Here is a 16279-nt window from a genome sequence, read left to right as displayed (position 1 = left end):
CAGCGTGCGAGGATGTCGGCTGTGAGTAGTCGTCTGAAGGATGTCGCCGCCCTGGCGGGCGTCTCCACCCGCACCGTGTCCAACGTCGTGAGCGGTTCGGCCTCGGTGGCCGAGGAGACCAGGGCGCGGGTGCAGGCCGCTCTGGACGAGCTGGGCTACCGGCCGAACGTCGCCGCCCGCAACCTGCGGGCCGGACGCACCGGCCTCATCGGTCTCGCCATCCCGGAGCTGTACTCACCGTACTTCGGCGAACTGGCCAGCCTGATCGTCCATGCCGCCCGGGACCGCTCGTGGACCGTCGTCATCGACCAGACCTTCGGTGATCCGGAGGCGGAGCGGCGACTTCTGGACGGGGACGGTGGCCGCCTCGTCGACGGCCTGATCATCAGCCCGTGGGCCCTCGGGCCCGAGGAGCTGACCGACCGGTCCCGCGACGTTCCCGTCGTCCTCCTCGGCGAGCGGCAGCCACAGGGACTGGCCGATCGTGTCGCCGTGGACAACGTCCTCGCGGCCGAGGAGGCGACGGCTCACCTGCTCGCGTCGGGCCGCAGGCGCATCGCGGCGATCGGCCTCCAGCCGCATCTGCGCAACGAGACGGCCCGGCAGCGGCTGGAGGGCTACCGCAAGGCTCTGCGGGGCGCCGGGCTGGAGCCGGACCCCGCCCTCGAACAGCCCGTGACGACGCTGCACCGCAAGGACGGGGCGGCGGCGATGACGGCCCTGCTGGACGCGGGGGCCCGGCCGGACGCGGTCTTCGCGTTCACCGACGAACTCGCACTCGGCGCGTTGCACGTCGCTCACGAGCGAGGAGTGAGCGTCCCGGAGGACCTGGCCGTGGTGGGTTTCGACGGCATCGAGGACGGCCAGTACGCCAACCCGCCGCTGACGACCGTGGTTCCGGACAAGCGGCAGATCGCCGAACGCGCGCTGCAGTGCCTCGCCGACCGCATATACAGCCCGGCCTCCACGGTGGCACCCCTCGACATCGTGGTCCCGCACCGCCTCGACATACGCGCGAGCAGCGGTCGTCGTACCGGCTGACCGTCTCCGCCGGCATCCGCCATGGCGTGGGAACGCCCCGTCACGGCGCGTTCGAGCCGGAACGAGCCTCCGGGAGGGCCGGAAGGGTCTCTCCGGTCCTCACCGGTCGACGCGGTCGCGCAAGGTCGTTGGAGCAGGCGGGACCGCCTGTTTCATGTGAGACGGTATCGGGTGAATCGGCGGCTGTACGATGCGGTCATGGCCGCTCACGCTTCCTCCCGGGACGCCGCGCCGCGCGCGAGCGACCGTCCCGGAGACACCTCGCCCTTCGCGCTGGGCCTGCTGTTGCGGCGCGCGCACTGGCGTGCGGCGGGTCTGATGTCGGAGGCGCTCCGGCCGCTCGGCCTCGAGCTGCGGCACTTCGCCGTGCTGATCGTGCTGGTCGACCGCGGCCCCACCATGCAGCGGGATCTCGCTGCGGCGACGGGGACGGACAAGGCGGGGGTCATGCGGGTCGTCGACGACCTGGAACGCAAGAACCTCGCCGTGCGCAGAGCCGTTCCGGGGGACCGTCGGGCCCGGGCGGTGGAGATCACCGCCGAAGGGCTGGAGCTCTTCGACGCGGCCCACGTCGCCGCAGAGCCGCTCGCCGAGCGCCTGGTCGCCGACCTGGGGCCCGACGGCTCCGAGCAGCTGACGCGTCTGCTGACCCGCCTCGCGCATCCGGGCGGCCGCGAGGAGTAGGGCGGCCCGGACGAGTGCCGCCCCGGCCGCGTGCGCCGGGGCGGTGCCGTTCAGCTGCCGCTGTTCGCGGCGAGACGCTCGGTGAGTTCCTTGGCCTTGGTGACCGCGTCGGTGTGGGCGCGCTCCCGGGAGGTCTCGAAGAGGGGCGTGAGCTCGGACATGGCCGGGTTGCGCGGGGCCATGGTGAGTTCCGGGACGATGAAGTCGAGGTCCAGGCCGAGGGTGTTCCGGAGAACGGCTTCCAGGTAGTTCTGCACGAACTCGAAGTTCTCGCGCGGGGTCCCCGGCGCGTAGGAGCCGCCCCGGCTGGCGACCACCACGGTCGGCGTGCCCTGCGCGGAGGGCGCTTCGCCTGCCGTGCGGCCGAGCAGGAGCACACTGTCCAGCCATGCCTTGAGGGTGGAGGGGACCGTGTAGTTGTACATGGGAGCGCCGATCAGGATGGCGTCCGCCTGTTCCAGCTCCTCGATGAGCTCCAGACGCGCGGCGAACGCGGCGGACTGTCGCGCGGTGCGCTCGGAGGGATCGGCGTAACCGGCGGACCAGGCGTCCGCGGTGATGTGCGGGACGGGATCGGTGGCGAGGTCGCGGTAGATCACCGTGCCCTCCGGGTGCTGTTCCTCCCAGGTGCGACGGAACGCGGCCGTGACGGACCGGGACGCGGACGCCTCGGCCGGGAACACGGACGAGTCGATGTGCAGAAGCGTGGCCATGGAGCTGCTCCAGAAAAGCGGTGGCGGTGCCCGGCGGGAGCCGGGGCTGTTCATGCTCGACACCTAGTTATACACGAGATAGTCGCGAATGATACTGTCGCGATCGCAACCATGATCTTGAACGACTAGGGAGATGCGTCTTCATGGACGTCTACGAGGCGGTCGAGAGCCGGCGGTCGGTGCGCCGCTTCAGCGACCGGCCCGTCCCGCGAGAGGTGCTCCAGCGTGTGCTGTCCGCCGCGGCCTGGGCGCCTTCCGGATCGAACCTCCAGCCCTGGCACGCCTTCGTGCTCAGCGGTGGGCCGCTGGCCGCGCTCAAGAAGCGCGCGGGGGCCCGGCTGGCCGCCGGTGACCCCTGGGACGAACCGGAGTACGAGCAGTACCCGCCCCGGCTGAAGTCGCCGTACCGCGAGCGCCGGGCGGCCTTCGGGGAGCAGCGGTACGGCGCCCTGGGCATCGCGCGCGCGGACGTGGAGGCGCGTCAGAGGGCCGCGTCCGGGAACTGGGAGTGCTTCGGTGCGCCCGCCGCGCTGTTCTGCTACATCGACCGCGACCTGGGCCGCCCCCAGTGGTCCGATGTTGGCATGTTCCTGCAAAGTGTGATGCTTCTGCTGCGCGCGGAAGGTCTGCACAGTTGCACACAGATGGCTTGGGCGAAGTTCCACCGGACCGTCGCGGAGACCGTGGCGCCCCCGCGTGACCTGGTCCTCTTCTGCGGCATGTCCATCGGGTACGAGGGCCCCGCCGAGAGCACCACCCGCACGGGCCGGGCCGCCCTGGAGGAGACGGTCACGTTCGTGGACGGCCGCTGACACTCCTCCCTTCGGGGCGCTCGAAGCGCCGTTCACCCGCCGTGCCCACACAGTGGTTCCTGGGTCACACGTTTCCGAGAAGAGGAGAGGCACGCCATGAGGATCGCGGTCATCGGCGGTACCGGGCTGATCGGTTCACAGGTCGTCGAGAAGCTGAACGCGGCCGGACACGAGGCGGTACCGCACTCGCTGTCCACCGGTGTCGACGTCGTCGGCGGTCAGGGGGTGGACGGGGCGGTTCAAGGGGCCGACGTCGTCGTCAACCTGACGAACAGTCCCACCTTCGACGACGCGTCCCCGGCCTTCTTCCAGGCCTCGATGAACAACCTGCTGGCCGCGGCCCGGAAGAGCGGGGTGGGCCACTTCGTCATTCTCTCCATCGTCGGTGTCGACAAGGTGCCCGAGCTGGACTACTACCGCGCCAAGGTGCTGCAGGAGGAACTGCTGCGAGGCGGTCCGGTTCCGTACTCGATCGTGCGCGCCACCCAGTTCATGGAGTTCATGGGCGCGGTCCTGACCTGGACGGCCGACGAGGAGAACGTCCGCCTGCCCGCCACGCCGATCCAGCCGATCGCGTCGAAGGACGTGGCCGCGGCGGTGGCGGAGGTCGCCGTCGGCGCCCCCTTGAACGGCATCCACAGCATCGGCGGACCCGAGGTCTTCGCCCTCGACGAGCTGGGCCGGCTGACGCTCTCCCGCAAGGGCGACACACGCTCGGTGGTCACCGACCCGACCGCCGGGATGTTCGCGGCGGTCCAGGGCGATGTCCTCACCGACGTGGACGCCCACCTGGCTCCCACCCGGTACACCGACTGGCTTTCCTAGGGGCTGTCGCTGCGGGTGCCCACCCGCCGGTCATGTCACCGGGGGAGAGGGCCCCCTCGTCGGGGCGGGGAAACGAACGGTTTGGCCCGTGTGGGGCTTCTGCAGACTCGGCGGGCATCGGGCATCGGGCACCGGGCATGGGGGACCGGGCACCGGGCACCGGACGAGACGCTGGACGCCGGGCGGCGGTGTCCGCTGCCGGCGTGCGGGCGGCGCCGTCCGCCCGGTCGCGGCTCAGCGGTCGCCGGGCCACGCACGGTTGAGCCGGGCGGTCCGGCGTATCCGCTTGGTACGCCCGCGTTCCGCGAGGAGCTGGACCACCTCGGCGTTCGAGGTCGCGGCGGCCTTGAGCTGAAGCCAGTCGGACGACTCCAGCAGGTCGCCCGGCCGCCAGGGCCGCTCCAGCACGACGACGCGGATCAACGACCATTCCAGCAGACGACGGGTGAGGAACGGGTCGCCCCCGACCACCCCCGTCATCGCGTCGGCCCACGCTTCGAATTCCGGGCCGGGATGCAGGTCGGTGGCCCGACGGTCCAGGTGGCGCAGAACGGCGGACCGCGCCATCGTCCGGTCCGGATCGCCGAGGACCCTCGCCACCACGGCCGTCTCCTCGGGGCCGGTGGCCCGCGCGAGGTCGCGGAGGTGTGCGGCGAAACGCGCGTGCTCGGGAGGCTCGTCCCGGGTGGGGGCGGGGGTGTTCACTCGGTGGGGTCCTTCCGTCGGGCCAGGGCGCCGACCAGGGACCCGGCGCGGGAGCGGAGCACGCTCCCTAGGCGCTGCCGAGGATGCCACGCGGGCGCGGGGCGGCGCCGTGCGTCCCCCGTTCCCGGCGGCGCCTCCCCAGGGCTCCGACCTGCGATGTTCTCGGAACCTGTCACACATGCCCTCGCTGAACTGTCATCAGTGTGTAACTCACGACTCGGCTAGGAGAAGCCATGGAATCGCGTCTCAACTACTTCGGCAACGCCCTCGCCGGCAAGATCCTGCGGCACCTCAACTCCGCCAGCAAGATCGCTGCGGAGTCGGGTGTGCCCACGGCGACGCAGGAACTGGTGAAGATCCGCGCCAGCCAGATCAACGGCTGCGGCTTCTGCACCGACATGCACACGAAGGACGCCGCTGCCGCCGGGGAGACCCAGCTGCGCCTCAACCTGGTTGCCGCGTGGCGTGAGGCCAAGGTGTTCACCGAAGCGGAGCGCGCGGCGCTGGAGCTGGCCGAGCAGGGCACCCGGATCGCCGACGCGGCCGGGGGAGTCACCGACGACGTCTGGGGGAACGCCGCCAAGCACTACGACGAGGAGCAGCTCGTCGCGCTCGTCTCCCTCATCGCCATCATCAACGCCTACAACCGCATCAACGTGATCAACCAGCAGCCCGCCGGCGACTACCAGCCCGGTCAGTTCGGCTGACGCCGGAATCCGGTGGTCGCTGCCGGTACGCCGCTCGCCACGCCGAGGGTGTGTTCCACCCGTCGGCGTGGCGTCATGTCGGCTTCCGGCACGCCGACGGAGTCCGTCGTCGGCCGCCGGGATGCCGTGGTGGGCGGCCGGCGTGCAGCCGTGAGCCGCACCGTCCGGGAGGCTGGGAATCGACCAGCCTCCCGGACGATGCGGCTCGGGAGCGCCCGGCCACCGGATCGACGAGCCCGCGGATCACGGCCCCTGGCCCGCACGAGCCCTCGGTGAGAGAACCTCACCGAGGGCTCGTCGCCGTCACGGCCTCGGACCTTCCTCCGCGTGGCCGCGGCAGTGTGCGCGGATCAGCGCGACCACGGTGTCGGCGGTGTGGGTCAGATGGCTGCGGCCGTCGGGCAGCAGAGCCGTCCGGCTGATGTAGCTCCGCGGTCCGACGTGGGTGGCGGGTTCGAAGCGGTGCACGGTGATCTTGCCCTCGCGGGCGGCCCGGTTCCAGCCGCTGCCGCGGAACAGCGGCCAGCGCTGCGGGAACATCCAGGTACCGACCCGCTCGATCCGGTCGCCGGACCCGGTGAGCCGATGCACGTGTGCGGCGCGGGTGAGGTCGTTGGCGCCGTTGTGGAAGCCGCCGAACATGATGAGCAGCAGGGGACAGTCCAGCCGTTCGTGCAGTTCGTCGACCGCGCCGGTGGCCACCTGGGCACCGCCGCTGTAGCTCAGCAGGACGACGGGTACGCCGCTGCCGGGCCGGTACCCGGCGAGCCGCAGCTGGGTGGCGATCTGCGAACCGACGGCCCGGTTGTACAGAGGCCGGTACCGGTGGTCGGCGGCCACGAAGATCTGCATGACGTTGTGCAGGAAGAGCAGCAGCCCGACGCGGCGGCGCAGCCACGACCACACGGGTCGGTCGGCCAGGGGGTCGGCCAGCGGCGAGTAGGGCTGCACCTGTCCCAGCACCCGTAGTTCCGGTGCCGCGTCGAGGACGGCCCTGACCAACTGGCCGCCGTCCCGGCTGTCCCGGACCCGGCGTTTGCCGATCCCGTCGAGGTAGACCAGGTAGGCGTCCGGGGGGCGGTCCGGGTCCGCGCCACGCGCGTAGGGCACGCCTTCCGGCAGCTCGGTGGTCGGGGCCCGCCAGCCGGCACCGTAGGCCAGCACCTCGTAGCGGGCCAGCAGGCCCTCGGCGAGCAGGGCGGGTCCCAGGGCGACGGCCCAGAGCACGAAGTCGTTCATGGCGTCTCCACCGCGTAGGTGGCGCTGATCCTCACGACCGACCGCCGTACCCCCTCGACCGTGACCCCGAGGACCACTCCGGCCACGGCCACGCAGCCGGCGGCGGGCCACCAGCCCAGACCGGTCTCCGCCGACAGCGGACCGGTCAGACCGGCCCCCACCCCCAGGAAGAGCAGGAGGTGGAGCAGGGGGCCGAGCAGCGGGAACGCGAGGACGGCCGAGAGGGCCAGCGGGATGAGCAGGCCAGGGGTCCACTCCAGGCCGCCGCCAGGAGGCGGCGAGGACAGCAGGAGCTCGGCCAGGGTCCAGGCCGTCAGCGGCCAGAGCGCGAACACGGCACCCTCGACGACCGCACCGGCCAGCATCAGCCGGACGATCCGGCTACGGGGCAGGCCTGGCCGGCGTACCGCGACGGGCGTGACGCGCCCGAGTGCCTCCGACAGCCCGGCGAGCATCAGCAGGGCGACGACGATCGGCGACATCGCTCAACCCCCCTGCGGTGGGACGGGAGTCGGGCGCGCGGCGGGGCCGGCCGGACGCAGGTACCGTTCCAGTTCGTCGGCGGCCCGCCGGTACCCGCCCGCCTCACGCTGGGTCGCCCGCAGTCCTGCCGTGGCCGCCCGGAACCGGGAGTCCTCGAGCAGGCGCCGGGCGACCGCGCGCACGGAGTCCTCGGTGACGTTCTCGGTGCGGATCGACAGGCCCGCTCCCAGCTCCACCACGCGGCGGGCCACCATCGGCTGGTCGGCGCCCTGCGGGACGACCAACAGGGGGACACCGGCGAACAGCGCCTCGTTGACGCTGTTCATCCCGCCGTGGGTGATGAACAGTGCCGCGCGGTCCAGCACCTCCAGTTGCGGTACGGAGCGGCGGGTGAGCACGTTGCCGGGCAAGGGGCCCAGCGCGGTGGGGTCGGTCTGCCCGGTGGAGACCACCACCGTTCCTCCCAACGGGGCGAGCGCCGTGGCGAAGGTGCGCAGCAGCCGCGGGTCGGCGTTGAACACCGTGCCCAACGAGGCGTACAGCACCGGGTCCCGGAGCCGGTCCGACGGGAACGACGGGTCGTCCGGCCGGGCGCCGATGCTGGGACCCACGAACCGGTAGGACCGGTCGAACTCCTCGACGGCGGGCTGGAAGGCCCGGGAGGTGTACACGAGGTTCAGCGGCTGCCGTATGTCGGCCAGGTCGAGCAGGGGCACCCCCGAGGTGGCGAAACGGCGGCGCAGCGCGAGTCGCGCCGCCGCGTAGCCCAGAAGGCTGCGGGGGCGGGCCGCCGCCGCGGCCAGCAGCTCCCGCGATCCGCGGGTGGGGCTGGGCACATGGCGGTTGTAGGCGAACGTGGTGAACGACGACGCCGCCGGTACGCCGAGCTCACGGGCGGCGAGCGCGCCCCACGGGCAGGCGCTGTCGTGGACGATCAGGTCGGGCCGGTCGCCGCGCAGGTCGGCGAGGACGGCGGGCAGCAGTCCGAGGGCGGTGCGCGCGAGCGCCTCCATCAGCGTGATGGGCGTCGGAGGGTCCGGGAGCGGCTGGTCGCCGCCCGGGTAGAGGCGCACGCTCGCGCCGGTGGCTTCGATCTCCTTACGGAACGCGGGGGACGTGTGGTAGGTGACGGTGTGGCCGCGCCGGACCAGTTCGGCCGCCACCGGCAGCGTCGGGTTGACGTGTCCGTGCATGCCGATGTTGAGGAACGCGATGGTACTCACAGGCCGGCCTTCGCAGTGGTGAGGTTCGACGGCCACCGCGTCACGGTCGGCGCGCCCGGATCCCGTTCGGTGGCGGCCGGTTCGGCCGGGGCCTCCTCGGCCCGGTACAGGCCCGGTCCGCTGACACGCAGGCCGTCGATGAAGCGCCCGGCCGTCGTGGCGGCGGCGTCGATGAGCCGCCGGCTGTGGCGGAAGTCCCACGGGGCGGGCCAGACGTCCGTCCCCGTCGGCAGGACGACGGTCGGCAGCCGCCGGGACACCTCACGCAGGTCCCGTTCGATCTGACGGTGCATCAGCACCAGGCCGACCCGTGCCGCGATGGCGCCCGCCCGCCGGGGCGGCGTGGTGGCCGGCAGCGGTGAGCTCTCCGGGCCGGTCGGCACCACCACCACGCTGGCCGCCCCCGCCCGCATGGCCGCCAGGACCGGGACGTAGGCGGTCATCCCGCCGTCGACGAGGGTGCGGCCCTCGCGGTCGACCGGGGGGAGGATGCCGGGGATGGCCGCGCTCGCGAGCAGGGCGGATTCGAGGTCACCGTGGTCGAGAAGTGCCGGAGCCCCCGTGACCAGGTCCATCGCCACCGCCGTGAACGGCACCGCCAGCTCCTCGATCCGCGACGGCAGCCCGGCCCGGGCGATCAGGCGGCGCAGGCCGCGGTCCGTGAAGATGCTGGCCCGCGAGGACGGGAAGCCGAGCTGGTACACGTCACGCCGGCGCAGTTCGGTCCACACGTGTTCCAGCCACGGGGCGGCCCGGTCGGGATGCGCTGCCGCTATGGCTCCGTTCAGTGCGCCCACCGAGGTGCCGATGATCATGTCCGGTCGGAATCCGCGCTGTTCAAGGGCGTGCCCCACGCCCACATGAGCCGCGCCGAGCACACCACCGGCGCCCACCACCACGGCCACGGGACGGGGGAGGGCGTCCAGGCCCACCGGCTCCGGGCCTCTCGGTTCACCCTCGCTGGAGCCGGTGCACGACGACGGAGCCGACGGGTTCCGGCGGCGGGTCAGCATCATGATGTACCTCTCTCACCCGCGGAGGGGCGTCGTATCGCTTCGATGGAACCAGGACCGGACAGCGCATCGATCTGTGACAGCGAGGCTCCCGGAGGGCGACGTGGCTCGGCAGGGCGCGGCATGCCGCCGGGGGTCCGGACGGGCAACCGGCGACACGGTCCGCGGGCGGTCTGACCTGCCCCGCTTCGCGCGGCGCTCCCACCGGGCCGGCTGTAGCATGGCCGGTAGCCGGGCCTAAGGGGGCACCATGCACGCAGGCCAGGACCTCGGCTCTCTCGAAGAGGCGACACGGCAGTTCGTCGAGGCGCGTCCGCGGCTCTTCGGGATCGCCTACCGCGTACTCGGCAGCGCCGTCGAGGCCGAGGACGTGCTGCAGGAAGCGTGGATGCGGTGGCAGAAGGCCGACCGCACGGACATCGTCGAGCCGGCCGCCTTCCTGGCCACCGTGACCACCCGCCTCGCGATCAACACGGCCCAGTCCGCCAGGGTACGGCGTGAGGCGTACGTCGGCCCGTGGCTCCCCGAGCCCGTCGACACCAGCTCGGACCCGCAGGTGGGTGCGGAGCGGGCGGAGGCCGTCGAGATGGCGGTGCTGCTCCTGCTGGAGAGACTCAACCCGGTGGAACGGGCCGCCTACGTCCTGCGAGAAGCGTTCGACTACCCCTACAAGCAGGTGGCCGCCATCCTGGAGACGAGCGAGGGTAACACCCGCCAGCTGGTGAGCCGGGCCCGCAAACACCTCGCCACCGAACGCCGCGAGCAGGTGAGCCGGACCGAACACCAGCGCCTTCTGGAGGTGTTCCTCACCGCGGCGCAGACCGGCGACCTCGCCACCCTCGAGCGGGTCCTGGCGGCGGACGTCGTCAGCTACGCGGACGGGGGAGGTGTCCGGGGAGCCTCCCGCATCCCGGTGGTCGGACGCCCGCACGTCTCCAAGTACCTCGCCGCCTTCGCGCCCCGCTTCTGGCCGCAGTCCGATGTGCGCTGGGTCGAGGCCAACGATCGCCCGGCCGTACTGGTCCGGTCCGAGGGAAAGGCCGTGGCCCTGCTCTGCATCGACGCGTCGGCGGAGGGCATCGACCGGCTCATGTGGGTGATGAACCCGGACAAGCTGTCGCCCTACGAGGCGTCGTTGAGCGGCTGATCCCTCAGCCGGGCCCCACCGCCCGCATCTGTGCACACGGTGTCACAAAAGGCCCGATCGACCGGTCGTACTGAGAGACGACCCAAGTGATCGGAACGAACATGGCTATCACCGAACAACGTCTGTCCACCTCGGTGCTCGTGATCGGGACGGGCGGCGCCGGCCTCCGGGCGGCCATCGAGCTCGCCGAGGCGGGGACGGACGTCCTGGCCGTGGGCAAGCGTCCCAAGGAGGACGCCCACACGGCCCTGGCCGCGGGCGGCATCAACGCGGCCCTGGCCACCATGGACCCCGAGGACAGCTGGCAGCAGCACGCGGCGGACACCCTCAAGGAGAGTTACCTGCTCGCCGACCCGCGGACCGTGGAGATCGTCACCAGGGGCGCCGCCCTGGGCATCGACGACCTGGAGCGCTACGGCATGGCCTTCGCCAGGGAGGACGACGGCCGCATCTCCCAGCGCTTCTTCGGCGCGCACAAGTTCCGCCGCACTGCCTTCGCCGGCGACTACACCGGCCTGGAGATCCAGCGCACGCTCATCAGGCGGGCCGACCAGCTCCGGATCCCCGTGCTCGACGGTGTGTACATCACCCGGCTCCTGGTGCACGACGGCGCGGTCTTCGGGGCCTACGGCTTCGGGCTCACGGACGGACGGCGCTACCTCATCCACGCCGACGCCGTCATCCTGGCGGCGGGCGGACACACCCGCATCTGGCGGCGTACCTCCTCGCGGCGCGACGAGAACACCGGTGACTCCTTCCGGCTGGCCGTGGAGGCCGGAGCCCGGCTGCGCGACCCGGAGCTGGTCCAGTTCCACCCCTCGGGCATCATCGAGCCGGAGAACGCGGCCGGCACCCTCGTCAGCGAGGCCGCGCGGGGCGAGGGCGGCATCCTGCGCAACGCCCTCGGCGAACGCTTCATGAACCGCTACGACGCCGAACGCATGGAACTGTCCACGCGCGACCGCGTCGCCCTCGCCTCCTACACCGAGATCAAGGAAGGCCGGGGCACGCCCAAGGGCGGCGTCTGGCTCGACGTCTCCCACCTGCCCCGGCAGACGATCATGAATCGGTTGCCCCGGGTGTACCAGACGCTCCTGGACCTGCAGATGCTGGACATCACCCGCGAGCCGATCGAGATAGCGCCGACGGCGCACTACTCGATGGGCGGGGTCTGGGTCAGGCACGAGGACCACAGCACCGACGTACGCGGTCTGTACGCCATCGGCGAGGCGTCCAGCGGACTGCACGGCGCCAACCGGCTGGGCGGCAACAGCCTCATCGAGCTGCTGGTCTTCGGACGTATCACAGGACGGGCGGCGGCCGCCTACTCCGAGTCGCTGACCGCCCAGCCGCGCTCGGCGGCAGCGGTGGCACAAGCGCGTGCGGAGATCGACGACCTGCTCGCGGCGGACGGACCGGAGAACGTGCGCGCGCTTCAGCGCGCCCTACGCAACACCATGACCGAGCACGCGGGCGTCGTCCGCGACGAGCAGGGACTGCGCGCCGGACTGGCGGAACTCGGTGTGATCGAGAGGCGCATGGAGGACGTCGGCGTCCATCCGGACATCGCCGGCTTCCAGGACCTCGCGCACGCCTTCGACCTGAAGTCCGCCGCCCTCGCGGCCCGCGCCACCCTGGAAGCGGCCCTCGAACGCCGCGAGACCCGTGGCTGCCACAACCGCAGCGACCACCCGGGAATGGACCCCGCACTGCAGGTCAACCTGGTGTGGTCCCCGACGGCCGGCATCACCCGCGAGAGCATCGCGCCGATTCCCGAGGACATCGCGACTCTTATGGAGGAGGTGTCCGCCGAAGGAAAGCTGGTCGAGTGAGCGGAAGTTCCCGCGTCGCCCGCGTCCGGCCTTCGCCGCGTTCCGCGTCCTGCGTTCCCGCTCCCCGTGTCACACATGTGGCCGCCGTCCGGTCGTTCCTGGTGCGGGCATCGACCGGGCCGGGCGGACCGCCTTCCCGACGCGCCCCGAACCCCGTACGAGAAGAAGCTCCGAGAGGACAGAAATCATGAAGGTCGTAGTCATCGGAGGCACCGGCCTCATCGGCTCCAAGCTGGTCGCCAAGCTCGAAGAGCACGGTCACGAAGCCGTCCCCGCCGCGCCCAACACCGGCGTCAATACACTGACCGGCGAAGGACTCGCCGAGGTTCTGGAGGGTGCCGACGTGGTGGTCGACGTCTCGAACTCCCCTTCCTTCGAGAAGGACGCCGTCATGGAGTTCTTCCGCACCTCGACCACCAACCTCCTGAAGGCCGAGGCGGACGCGGGTGTCACCCACCATGTCGCCCTGTCCGTGGTGGGTACCGAACGGCTCCCCGACAGCGACTACTTCCGTGCCAAGGTGGCGCAGGAAAACCTGATCAAGGAGTCCGGAATCCCGTACACCATCGTCCACGCGACACAGTTCTTCGAGTTCATGAACGGCATCGCGGCGTCGTCGACGGACGGTGACACGGTGCGTCTCGCCCCCGTGAAGATCCAGCCCATCGCGGCCGACGAGGTGGCCGCCGCCGTGGGCCGCGCGGCCATCGGGGCTCCGGTCGACGGCGTGGTGGAGGTGGCGGGCCCCGAGGCCTTCCGGTTGGACGAGCTCCTGCGCGACACCCTCGCCGCCCAGAACGACCCCCGTACGGTGGTGACGGACCCCCACGCCCCGTACTTCGGCGCCGAGCTCCAGGAGACCACCCTTCTGCCCGGCCCCGACGCGCACATCGCCGAGACCCGGTTCGCGGACTGGCTCGCCCGGCAGCAGTGACCTCTCCACGGTGAGGTGGCCCCTGTCCGCAGGGGCCACCTCCTTCTGCTGTCTCCTGCCGCTGTCCCGCCTCCATGGCCGCCCCCGGGACCTGGCCGGCGGTGTCGCGAGAGGGCGGAGCGGCGACCGTGCGCCACTCCGCCCTCCCGGATCACCGGCCGGTCAGCGGACCGTCCGTGCCGCCTTCCCGATGAGTCGCGCGACGTCATCGGGCTGGGACACGCCCACCGCGTGGGACGCCCGGACCTCCTCCGTGCGGGCACCGGCCCGCTCGGCCATGAAGCGCTGCGTCTTCGCGGGGATGTTGAGGTCCTCGGTGGCCACGAGCGCCCAGGACGGGATCGTCTTCCACGCGGGCTCTCCCGAGGCCTCCTCCAGCGCGGAGTTGGTCACGGGCCGCTGGGCCACCGCCATGAGATCGGCGGTGCTCCGTGCCACGTCCGCGGCGAACTGACCGCGGAACCTGGGCTGCTGGATGTAGAGGTCCGCGTCCTCGGTGCCGTCCGGGTGCGTGATCGGGACCGGGTGCAGGGCCTGCCCCAGCGAGCTGCCGGGATACTTCGACGCCAGTTGCAGTGCGCTCTCCCCCTTGTCGGGCATGAAGGCGGCGGCGTAGACCAGTGCCTCCACGTTGTCGGCACCCCGGGCCGCGTTGCTGATGACCGCACCGCCGTAGGAGTGCCCGACGAGGATCACCGGCCCGTCGATTGCGGCCACGACCTGCCTGACGTAGGCGGCGTCGGTGCTCAGCCCGCGCAGCGGGTTGGCGGCGGCGACGACCGGGTAGCCGTCCCGCTTCAGCTCCTTCACCACACCGTCCCAGCTGGAGGAGTCGGCGAAAGCGCCGTGCACCAGCACGACGGTGGGCTTGCGGTGCGGTGCGGACGGCCCGCTGTCCGCGCCGGCCGGGGCGACCGACGTGGCGAGCACTGCCGCGGCGCCGCCGGCCGTGACCGCCAGGGACAGTGGCATACGGACACGCCGAAGGAGGGAACGACGGTTCATGGGAGAGACCTCTTCAGGGGGTTGATCGGCCGAGCCGTTCATGTGCCCGGGCCGACGTGTGATGCCGTTGTCCGGCAGAAAGCCCGTGTGCGGCTTTCGCCCTTATGACAGGGCACATGCTCGACTTGTGACGTATGGCGACGAAACCGTTCCCTCCGGGCGCACCGGTGTCGCCGCACCACCGCGCCTGTGCCTACGCTTCTGCCGCGTACACAGGCCCAGCCGCAATAAAGGACGCACGATGCCCGCAGACCCCGGCCACACCCCCGATCCCGCTGTCGTCAGTGTGTCCCTGGCCGCCGAGTCGGCCTTGCTGGAGGCGCGGATGCGCATGCTCCAGGAGGCGATCCACGCGATCGACACACGCATCGGGGCGGTCTCCGAAAGGTTGCAAAGGATGTACCGCGCACCCGTTGCGTTGACGTCCGAACAGTGGCAACAATTGATGAGGCATCCTCTCGACGCCTGCCTGGAGATCGGCCGCGGCCTATGATGGCCGGGGAAGAGTCGAGGATGAGAGGAACACATGGTCTCGGCAACCGGCGCCGCGCACAACATCGAGGTCACCGCTGAGAGCCTCCAGGAGGACCTGGCGCGTCTCGAGCTCCAGAAGCAGGCACTGGAGAGGGAACTGGCGGCGGTGGTGGCCCATCTCGGCTCCGTGCAGCGGGCTCTCAGCGCACTCGAGGTCCTGATGCGGGCCCCCTCGGCCCCCGAGGCCGCCGAGGCCCCCGCCGGTCCCGGCGAGCCGGCGGCACCGGCACCTGTCGAGAAGGCCGCGGCCCGGACCACCACCCCGGCGCAGGCCCCTGCCTCTGACGCGGCGCGGGCATCCGGCAACCGGCGGCCGCGACGCCAGGTCACGGGGAAGCCACACCCTTCCGGTACCGGCGCGGAGCCGGAACAGCGCAGCTACGGCAAGCTGACCGAGCAGATCCTCGACTACTTCGCCGGTGTCGGCGACGTGGACGTGCGCGCCCGGGACGTCGCGGCGGCACTGGGCCGGGACGGCGACAGCGGCAGCATCAACGCGGTCCGCAGCACACTCGACCGCCTCGTGGGTGCGTCCCGTATCCGCAGGTCCGGCCGGGGCCTCTACCGCGCCGGGCGTTCCTGAGCCCGGAGCCGCCACGACACATCACACGGTGCCCTAAACACTGTGAACCGTGCATGAAGGCCCGTGGCCGGCGCGCGGACCACCGGGCCGGGGCACGGCCGCGCTGGGAAGAGAACGTGACATTCGCGCGAACCGGCGAGTGAGGCGCGTCTCATCAAGGCTCGGCGCCTTGTCTATGCAACAAGTTGCATAGAAGGATTCGGGGCATGGCGCTCGAACACGCGATCCTCGTCTCCCTGCTGGAGAAGCCGGGCTCGGGCTACGAGCTCGCTCGCCGTTTCGAACGGTCGATCGGGTACTTCTGGACCGCGACCCACCAGCAGATCTACCGCGTGCTGAGGCGCATGGAGGCGGACGGCCTGCTGGACGTCCACGAAGTGGCGCAGCGGGGCAGGCCGGACAAGAAGGAGTACTCCGTCGCGCCGCCGGGCCGCGCGGCACTCGCCGCGTGGCTGCACGAGCCGGTCCAGCCGGAGAGCATCCGGCACGAGCTCGCCGTGAAGATCCGCGGCGCGGCCTTCGGCGACCCGTCCGCGCTCATCGCCGAGGTCGAACGCCACCGCGACGCGCACGACGACCGTCTCCGCCGCTACCTCGCCGGAGAGGCACGGGACTTCGGCGCCCCCGACGTCCCACGGTCGCTCGACGTCGGCCAGGAACTCCAGCACGTCGTGCTGCGCGGCGGCATCGCCTTCGAGCGGATGACCATCGCCTGGCTCGACGACGTCCTCGACACCCTCCACAGGCTCCGCGTCCCGCCATCCGCGGGCCGACCCTGACCCCGAGCGCCGCCCGCCCT

Annotated in this window: 18 protein-coding genes; 11 read left to right on the top strand and 7 right to left on the bottom strand. The window is 71.6% G+C overall.

Translation table 11 applies throughout. The annotated features are described in order from the left end of the window. The first annotated feature begins 21 nt into the window (after positions 1-21). A complete protein-coding gene (locus SAM23877_RS02160; protein ID WP_053126322.1) occupies positions 22-1041 on the top strand; it encodes a LacI family DNA-binding transcriptional regulator in 1020 nt (339 codons plus the stop codon). A gap of 198 nt (positions 1042-1239) precedes the next feature. Then, a complete protein-coding gene (locus SAM23877_RS02155; RefSeq protein WP_053142072.1) occupies positions 1240-1725 on the top strand; it encodes a MarR family winged helix-turn-helix transcriptional regulator in 486 nt (161 codons plus the stop codon). A 50-nt stretch (positions 1726-1775) separates the two neighbouring features. On the opposite strand, the gene SAM23877_RS02150 is transcribed toward SAM23877_RS02155, so the two are convergent. Further along, complete coding sequence (locus SAM23877_RS02150; RefSeq protein ID WP_053126320.1) at positions 1776-2438, bottom strand: FMN-dependent NADH-azoreductase; 663 nt, start codon at positions 2436-2438, stop codon at positions 1776-1778. A gap of 143 nt (positions 2439-2581) precedes the next feature. Between SAM23877_RS02150 and SAM23877_RS02145 the strand changes: the two genes are divergently transcribed. Continuing rightward, positions 2582-3250, top strand: a complete 669-nt coding sequence (locus SAM23877_RS02145) for a nitroreductase (protein ID WP_053126318.1) — start codon at positions 2582-2584, stop codon at positions 3248-3250. 96 nt (positions 3251-3346) lie between these two features. Then, the gene (locus tag SAM23877_RS02140) at positions 3347-4075 is read left to right on the top strand and encodes an SDR family oxidoreductase (RefSeq protein WP_053126316.1); all 729 of its coding nucleotides are present in this window, start codon (positions 3347-3349) and stop codon (positions 4073-4075) included. Between the two features lie 234 nt (positions 4076-4309). Here SAM23877_RS02140 and SAM23877_RS02135 read toward each other — a convergent pair whose 3' ends face one another. Further along, positions 4310-4780 carry a hypothetical protein gene (locus SAM23877_RS02135; RefSeq protein WP_053126314.1) on the bottom strand — a complete coding sequence of 157 codons (471 nt, stop codon included), beginning with the start codon at positions 4778-4780 and terminating at the stop codon, positions 4310-4312. 233 nt (positions 4781-5013) lie between these two features. Here SAM23877_RS02135 and SAM23877_RS02130 point away from each other — a divergent pair, with 233 nt between their 5' ends. Further along, positions 5014-5487: a carboxymuconolactone decarboxylase family protein gene (locus SAM23877_RS02130; protein ID WP_053126312.1), complete on the top strand. Its 474-nt coding sequence runs from the start codon at positions 5014-5016 to the stop codon at positions 5485-5487. 303 nt (positions 5488-5790) lie between these two features. Here SAM23877_RS02130 and SAM23877_RS02125 read toward each other — a convergent pair whose 3' ends face one another. From SAM23877_RS02125 to SAM23877_RS02110, 4 genes are read right to left on the bottom strand one after another with little or no spacing between them, the layout of a single operon-like run. Continuing rightward, a complete protein-coding gene (locus SAM23877_RS02125; RefSeq protein ID WP_053126310.1) occupies positions 5791-6726 on the bottom strand; it encodes a hypothetical protein in 936 nt (311 codons plus the stop codon). Next, positions 6723-7208, bottom strand: a complete 486-nt coding sequence (locus SAM23877_RS02120; RefSeq protein WP_053126308.1) for a hypothetical protein — start codon at positions 7206-7208, stop codon at positions 6723-6725. Before SAM23877_RS02120 ends, SAM23877_RS02125 begins: the two co-directional genes overlap by 4 nt. Before the next feature lie 3 nt (positions 7209-7211). Next, positions 7212-8432, bottom strand: a complete 1221-nt coding sequence (locus SAM23877_RS02115; RefSeq protein ID WP_053126306.1) for a macrolide family glycosyltransferase — start codon at positions 8430-8432, stop codon at positions 7212-7214. Further along, a complete protein-coding gene (locus SAM23877_RS02110; protein ID WP_244902901.1) occupies positions 8429-9448 on the bottom strand; it encodes a patatin-like phospholipase family protein in 1020 nt (339 codons plus the stop codon). Before SAM23877_RS02110 ends, SAM23877_RS02115 begins: the two co-directional genes overlap by 4 nt. A 247-nt stretch (positions 9449-9695) precedes the next feature. Here SAM23877_RS02110 and SAM23877_RS02105 point away from each other — a divergent pair, with 247 nt between their 5' ends. The 3 genes from SAM23877_RS02105 (at position 9696) to SAM23877_RS02095 (ending at position 13358) form a co-directional block, all read left to right on the top strand. Further along, a complete protein-coding gene (locus SAM23877_RS02105; protein WP_053126304.1) occupies positions 9696-10592 on the top strand; it encodes an RNA polymerase sigma-70 factor in 897 nt (298 codons plus the stop codon). A gap of 101 nt (positions 10593-10693) precedes the next feature. After that, a complete protein-coding gene (locus SAM23877_RS02100; RefSeq protein ID WP_053142070.1) occupies positions 10694-12424 on the top strand; it encodes an L-aspartate oxidase in 1731 nt (576 codons plus the stop codon). Positions 12425-12611: 187 nt separating this feature from the next. Next, on the top strand, positions 12612-13358 hold the full coding sequence (locus tag SAM23877_RS02095) for an SDR family oxidoreductase (protein ID WP_053126302.1): 747 nt from the start codon (positions 12612-12614) through the stop codon (positions 13356-13358). 162 nt (positions 13359-13520) lie between these two features. Here SAM23877_RS02095 and SAM23877_RS02090 read toward each other — a convergent pair whose 3' ends face one another. After that, positions 13521-14363 (bottom strand): alpha/beta fold hydrolase, encoded by an 843-nt coding sequence (locus tag SAM23877_RS02090; RefSeq protein WP_079029973.1) that lies wholly within the window; start codon positions 14361-14363, stop codon positions 13521-13523. A 241-nt stretch (positions 14364-14604) separates the two neighbouring features. On the opposite strand from SAM23877_RS02090, the gene SAM23877_RS02085 reads away from it, so the two are divergent. The 3 genes from SAM23877_RS02085 to SAM23877_RS02075 all read left to right on the top strand — a co-directional run bounded on the left by SAM23877_RS02085 (position 14605) and on the right by SAM23877_RS02075 (position 16259). Further along, entirely contained in the window at positions 14605-14856 is a 252-nt protein-coding gene (locus tag SAM23877_RS02085; RefSeq protein ID WP_053126300.1) for a hypothetical protein, read from the top strand. A 33-nt stretch (positions 14857-14889) separates the two neighbouring features. Continuing rightward, positions 14890-15480 (top strand): hypothetical protein, encoded by a 591-nt coding sequence (locus SAM23877_RS02080; RefSeq protein WP_053126298.1) that lies wholly within the window; start codon positions 14890-14892, stop codon positions 15478-15480. Positions 15481-15686: 206 nt separating this feature from the next. Continuing rightward, complete coding sequence (locus SAM23877_RS02075) at positions 15687-16259, top strand: PadR family transcriptional regulator (protein ID WP_053126296.1); 573 nt, start codon at positions 15687-15689, stop codon at positions 16257-16259. Positions 16260-16279: the final 20 nt, after the last annotated feature.

Source organism: Streptomyces ambofaciens ATCC 23877 (assembly GCF_001267885.1).
GTDB lineage: Bacteria > Actinomycetota > Actinomycetes > Streptomycetales > Streptomycetaceae > Streptomyces > Streptomyces ambofaciens.
Note: the sequence above shows the minus strand (reverse complement) of the source record. Positions and strands in the feature narration are given on the sequence as shown.

What these genes read in the sequence shown, in the direction of transcription:
- SAM23877_RS02130 (WP_053126312.1), top strand. Translation starts at nt 5,014, where the DNA reads ATGGAATCGCGTCTCAACTACTTCGGCAACGCCCTCGCCGGCAAGATC.
- SAM23877_RS02080 (WP_053126298.1), top strand. Translation starts at nt 14,890, where the DNA reads ATGGTCTCGGCAACCGGCGCCGCGCACAACATCGAGGTCACCGCTGAG.
- SAM23877_RS02155 (WP_053142072.1), top strand. Translation starts at nt 1,240, where the DNA reads ATGGCCGCTCACGCTTCCTCCCGGGACGCCGCGCCGCGCGCGAGCGAC.
- SAM23877_RS02120 (WP_053126308.1), bottom strand. Translation starts at nt 7,208, where the DNA reads ATGTCGCCGATCGTCGTCGCCCTGCTGATGCTCGCCGGGCTGTCGGAG.
- SAM23877_RS02085 (WP_053126300.1), top strand. Translation starts at nt 14,605, where the DNA reads ATGCCCGCAGACCCCGGCCACACCCCCGATCCCGCTGTCGTCAGTGTG.
- SAM23877_RS02145 (WP_053126318.1), top strand. Translation starts at nt 2,582, where the DNA reads ATGGACGTCTACGAGGCGGTCGAGAGCCGGCGGTCGGTGCGCCGCTTC.
- SAM23877_RS02110 (WP_244902901.1), bottom strand. Translation starts at nt 9,448, where the DNA reads ATGATGCTGACCCGCCGCCGGAACCCGTCGGCTCCGTCGTCGTGCACC.
- SAM23877_RS02105 (WP_053126304.1), top strand. Translation starts at nt 9,696, where the DNA reads ATGCACGCAGGCCAGGACCTCGGCTCTCTCGAAGAGGCGACACGGCAG.
- SAM23877_RS02150 (WP_053126320.1), bottom strand. Translation starts at nt 2,438, where the DNA reads ATGGCCACGCTTCTGCACATCGACTCGTCCGTGTTCCCGGCCGAGGCG.
- SAM23877_RS02100 (WP_053142070.1), top strand. Translation starts at nt 10,694, where the DNA reads ATGGCTATCACCGAACAACGTCTGTCCACCTCGGTGCTCGTGATCGGG.
- SAM23877_RS02095 (WP_053126302.1), top strand. Translation starts at nt 12,612, where the DNA reads ATGAAGGTCGTAGTCATCGGAGGCACCGGCCTCATCGGCTCCAAGCTG.
- SAM23877_RS02140 (WP_053126316.1), top strand. Translation starts at nt 3,347, where the DNA reads ATGAGGATCGCGGTCATCGGCGGTACCGGGCTGATCGGTTCACAGGTC.
- SAM23877_RS02075 (WP_053126296.1), top strand. Translation starts at nt 15,687, where the DNA reads ATGGCGCTCGAACACGCGATCCTCGTCTCCCTGCTGGAGAAGCCGGGC.
- SAM23877_RS02090 (WP_079029973.1), bottom strand. Translation starts at nt 14,363, where the DNA reads ATGAACCGTCGTTCCCTCCTTCGGCGTGTCCGTATGCCACTGTCCCTG.
- SAM23877_RS02125 (WP_053126310.1), bottom strand. Translation starts at nt 6,726, where the DNA reads ATGAACGACTTCGTGCTCTGGGCCGTCGCCCTGGGACCCGCCCTGCTC.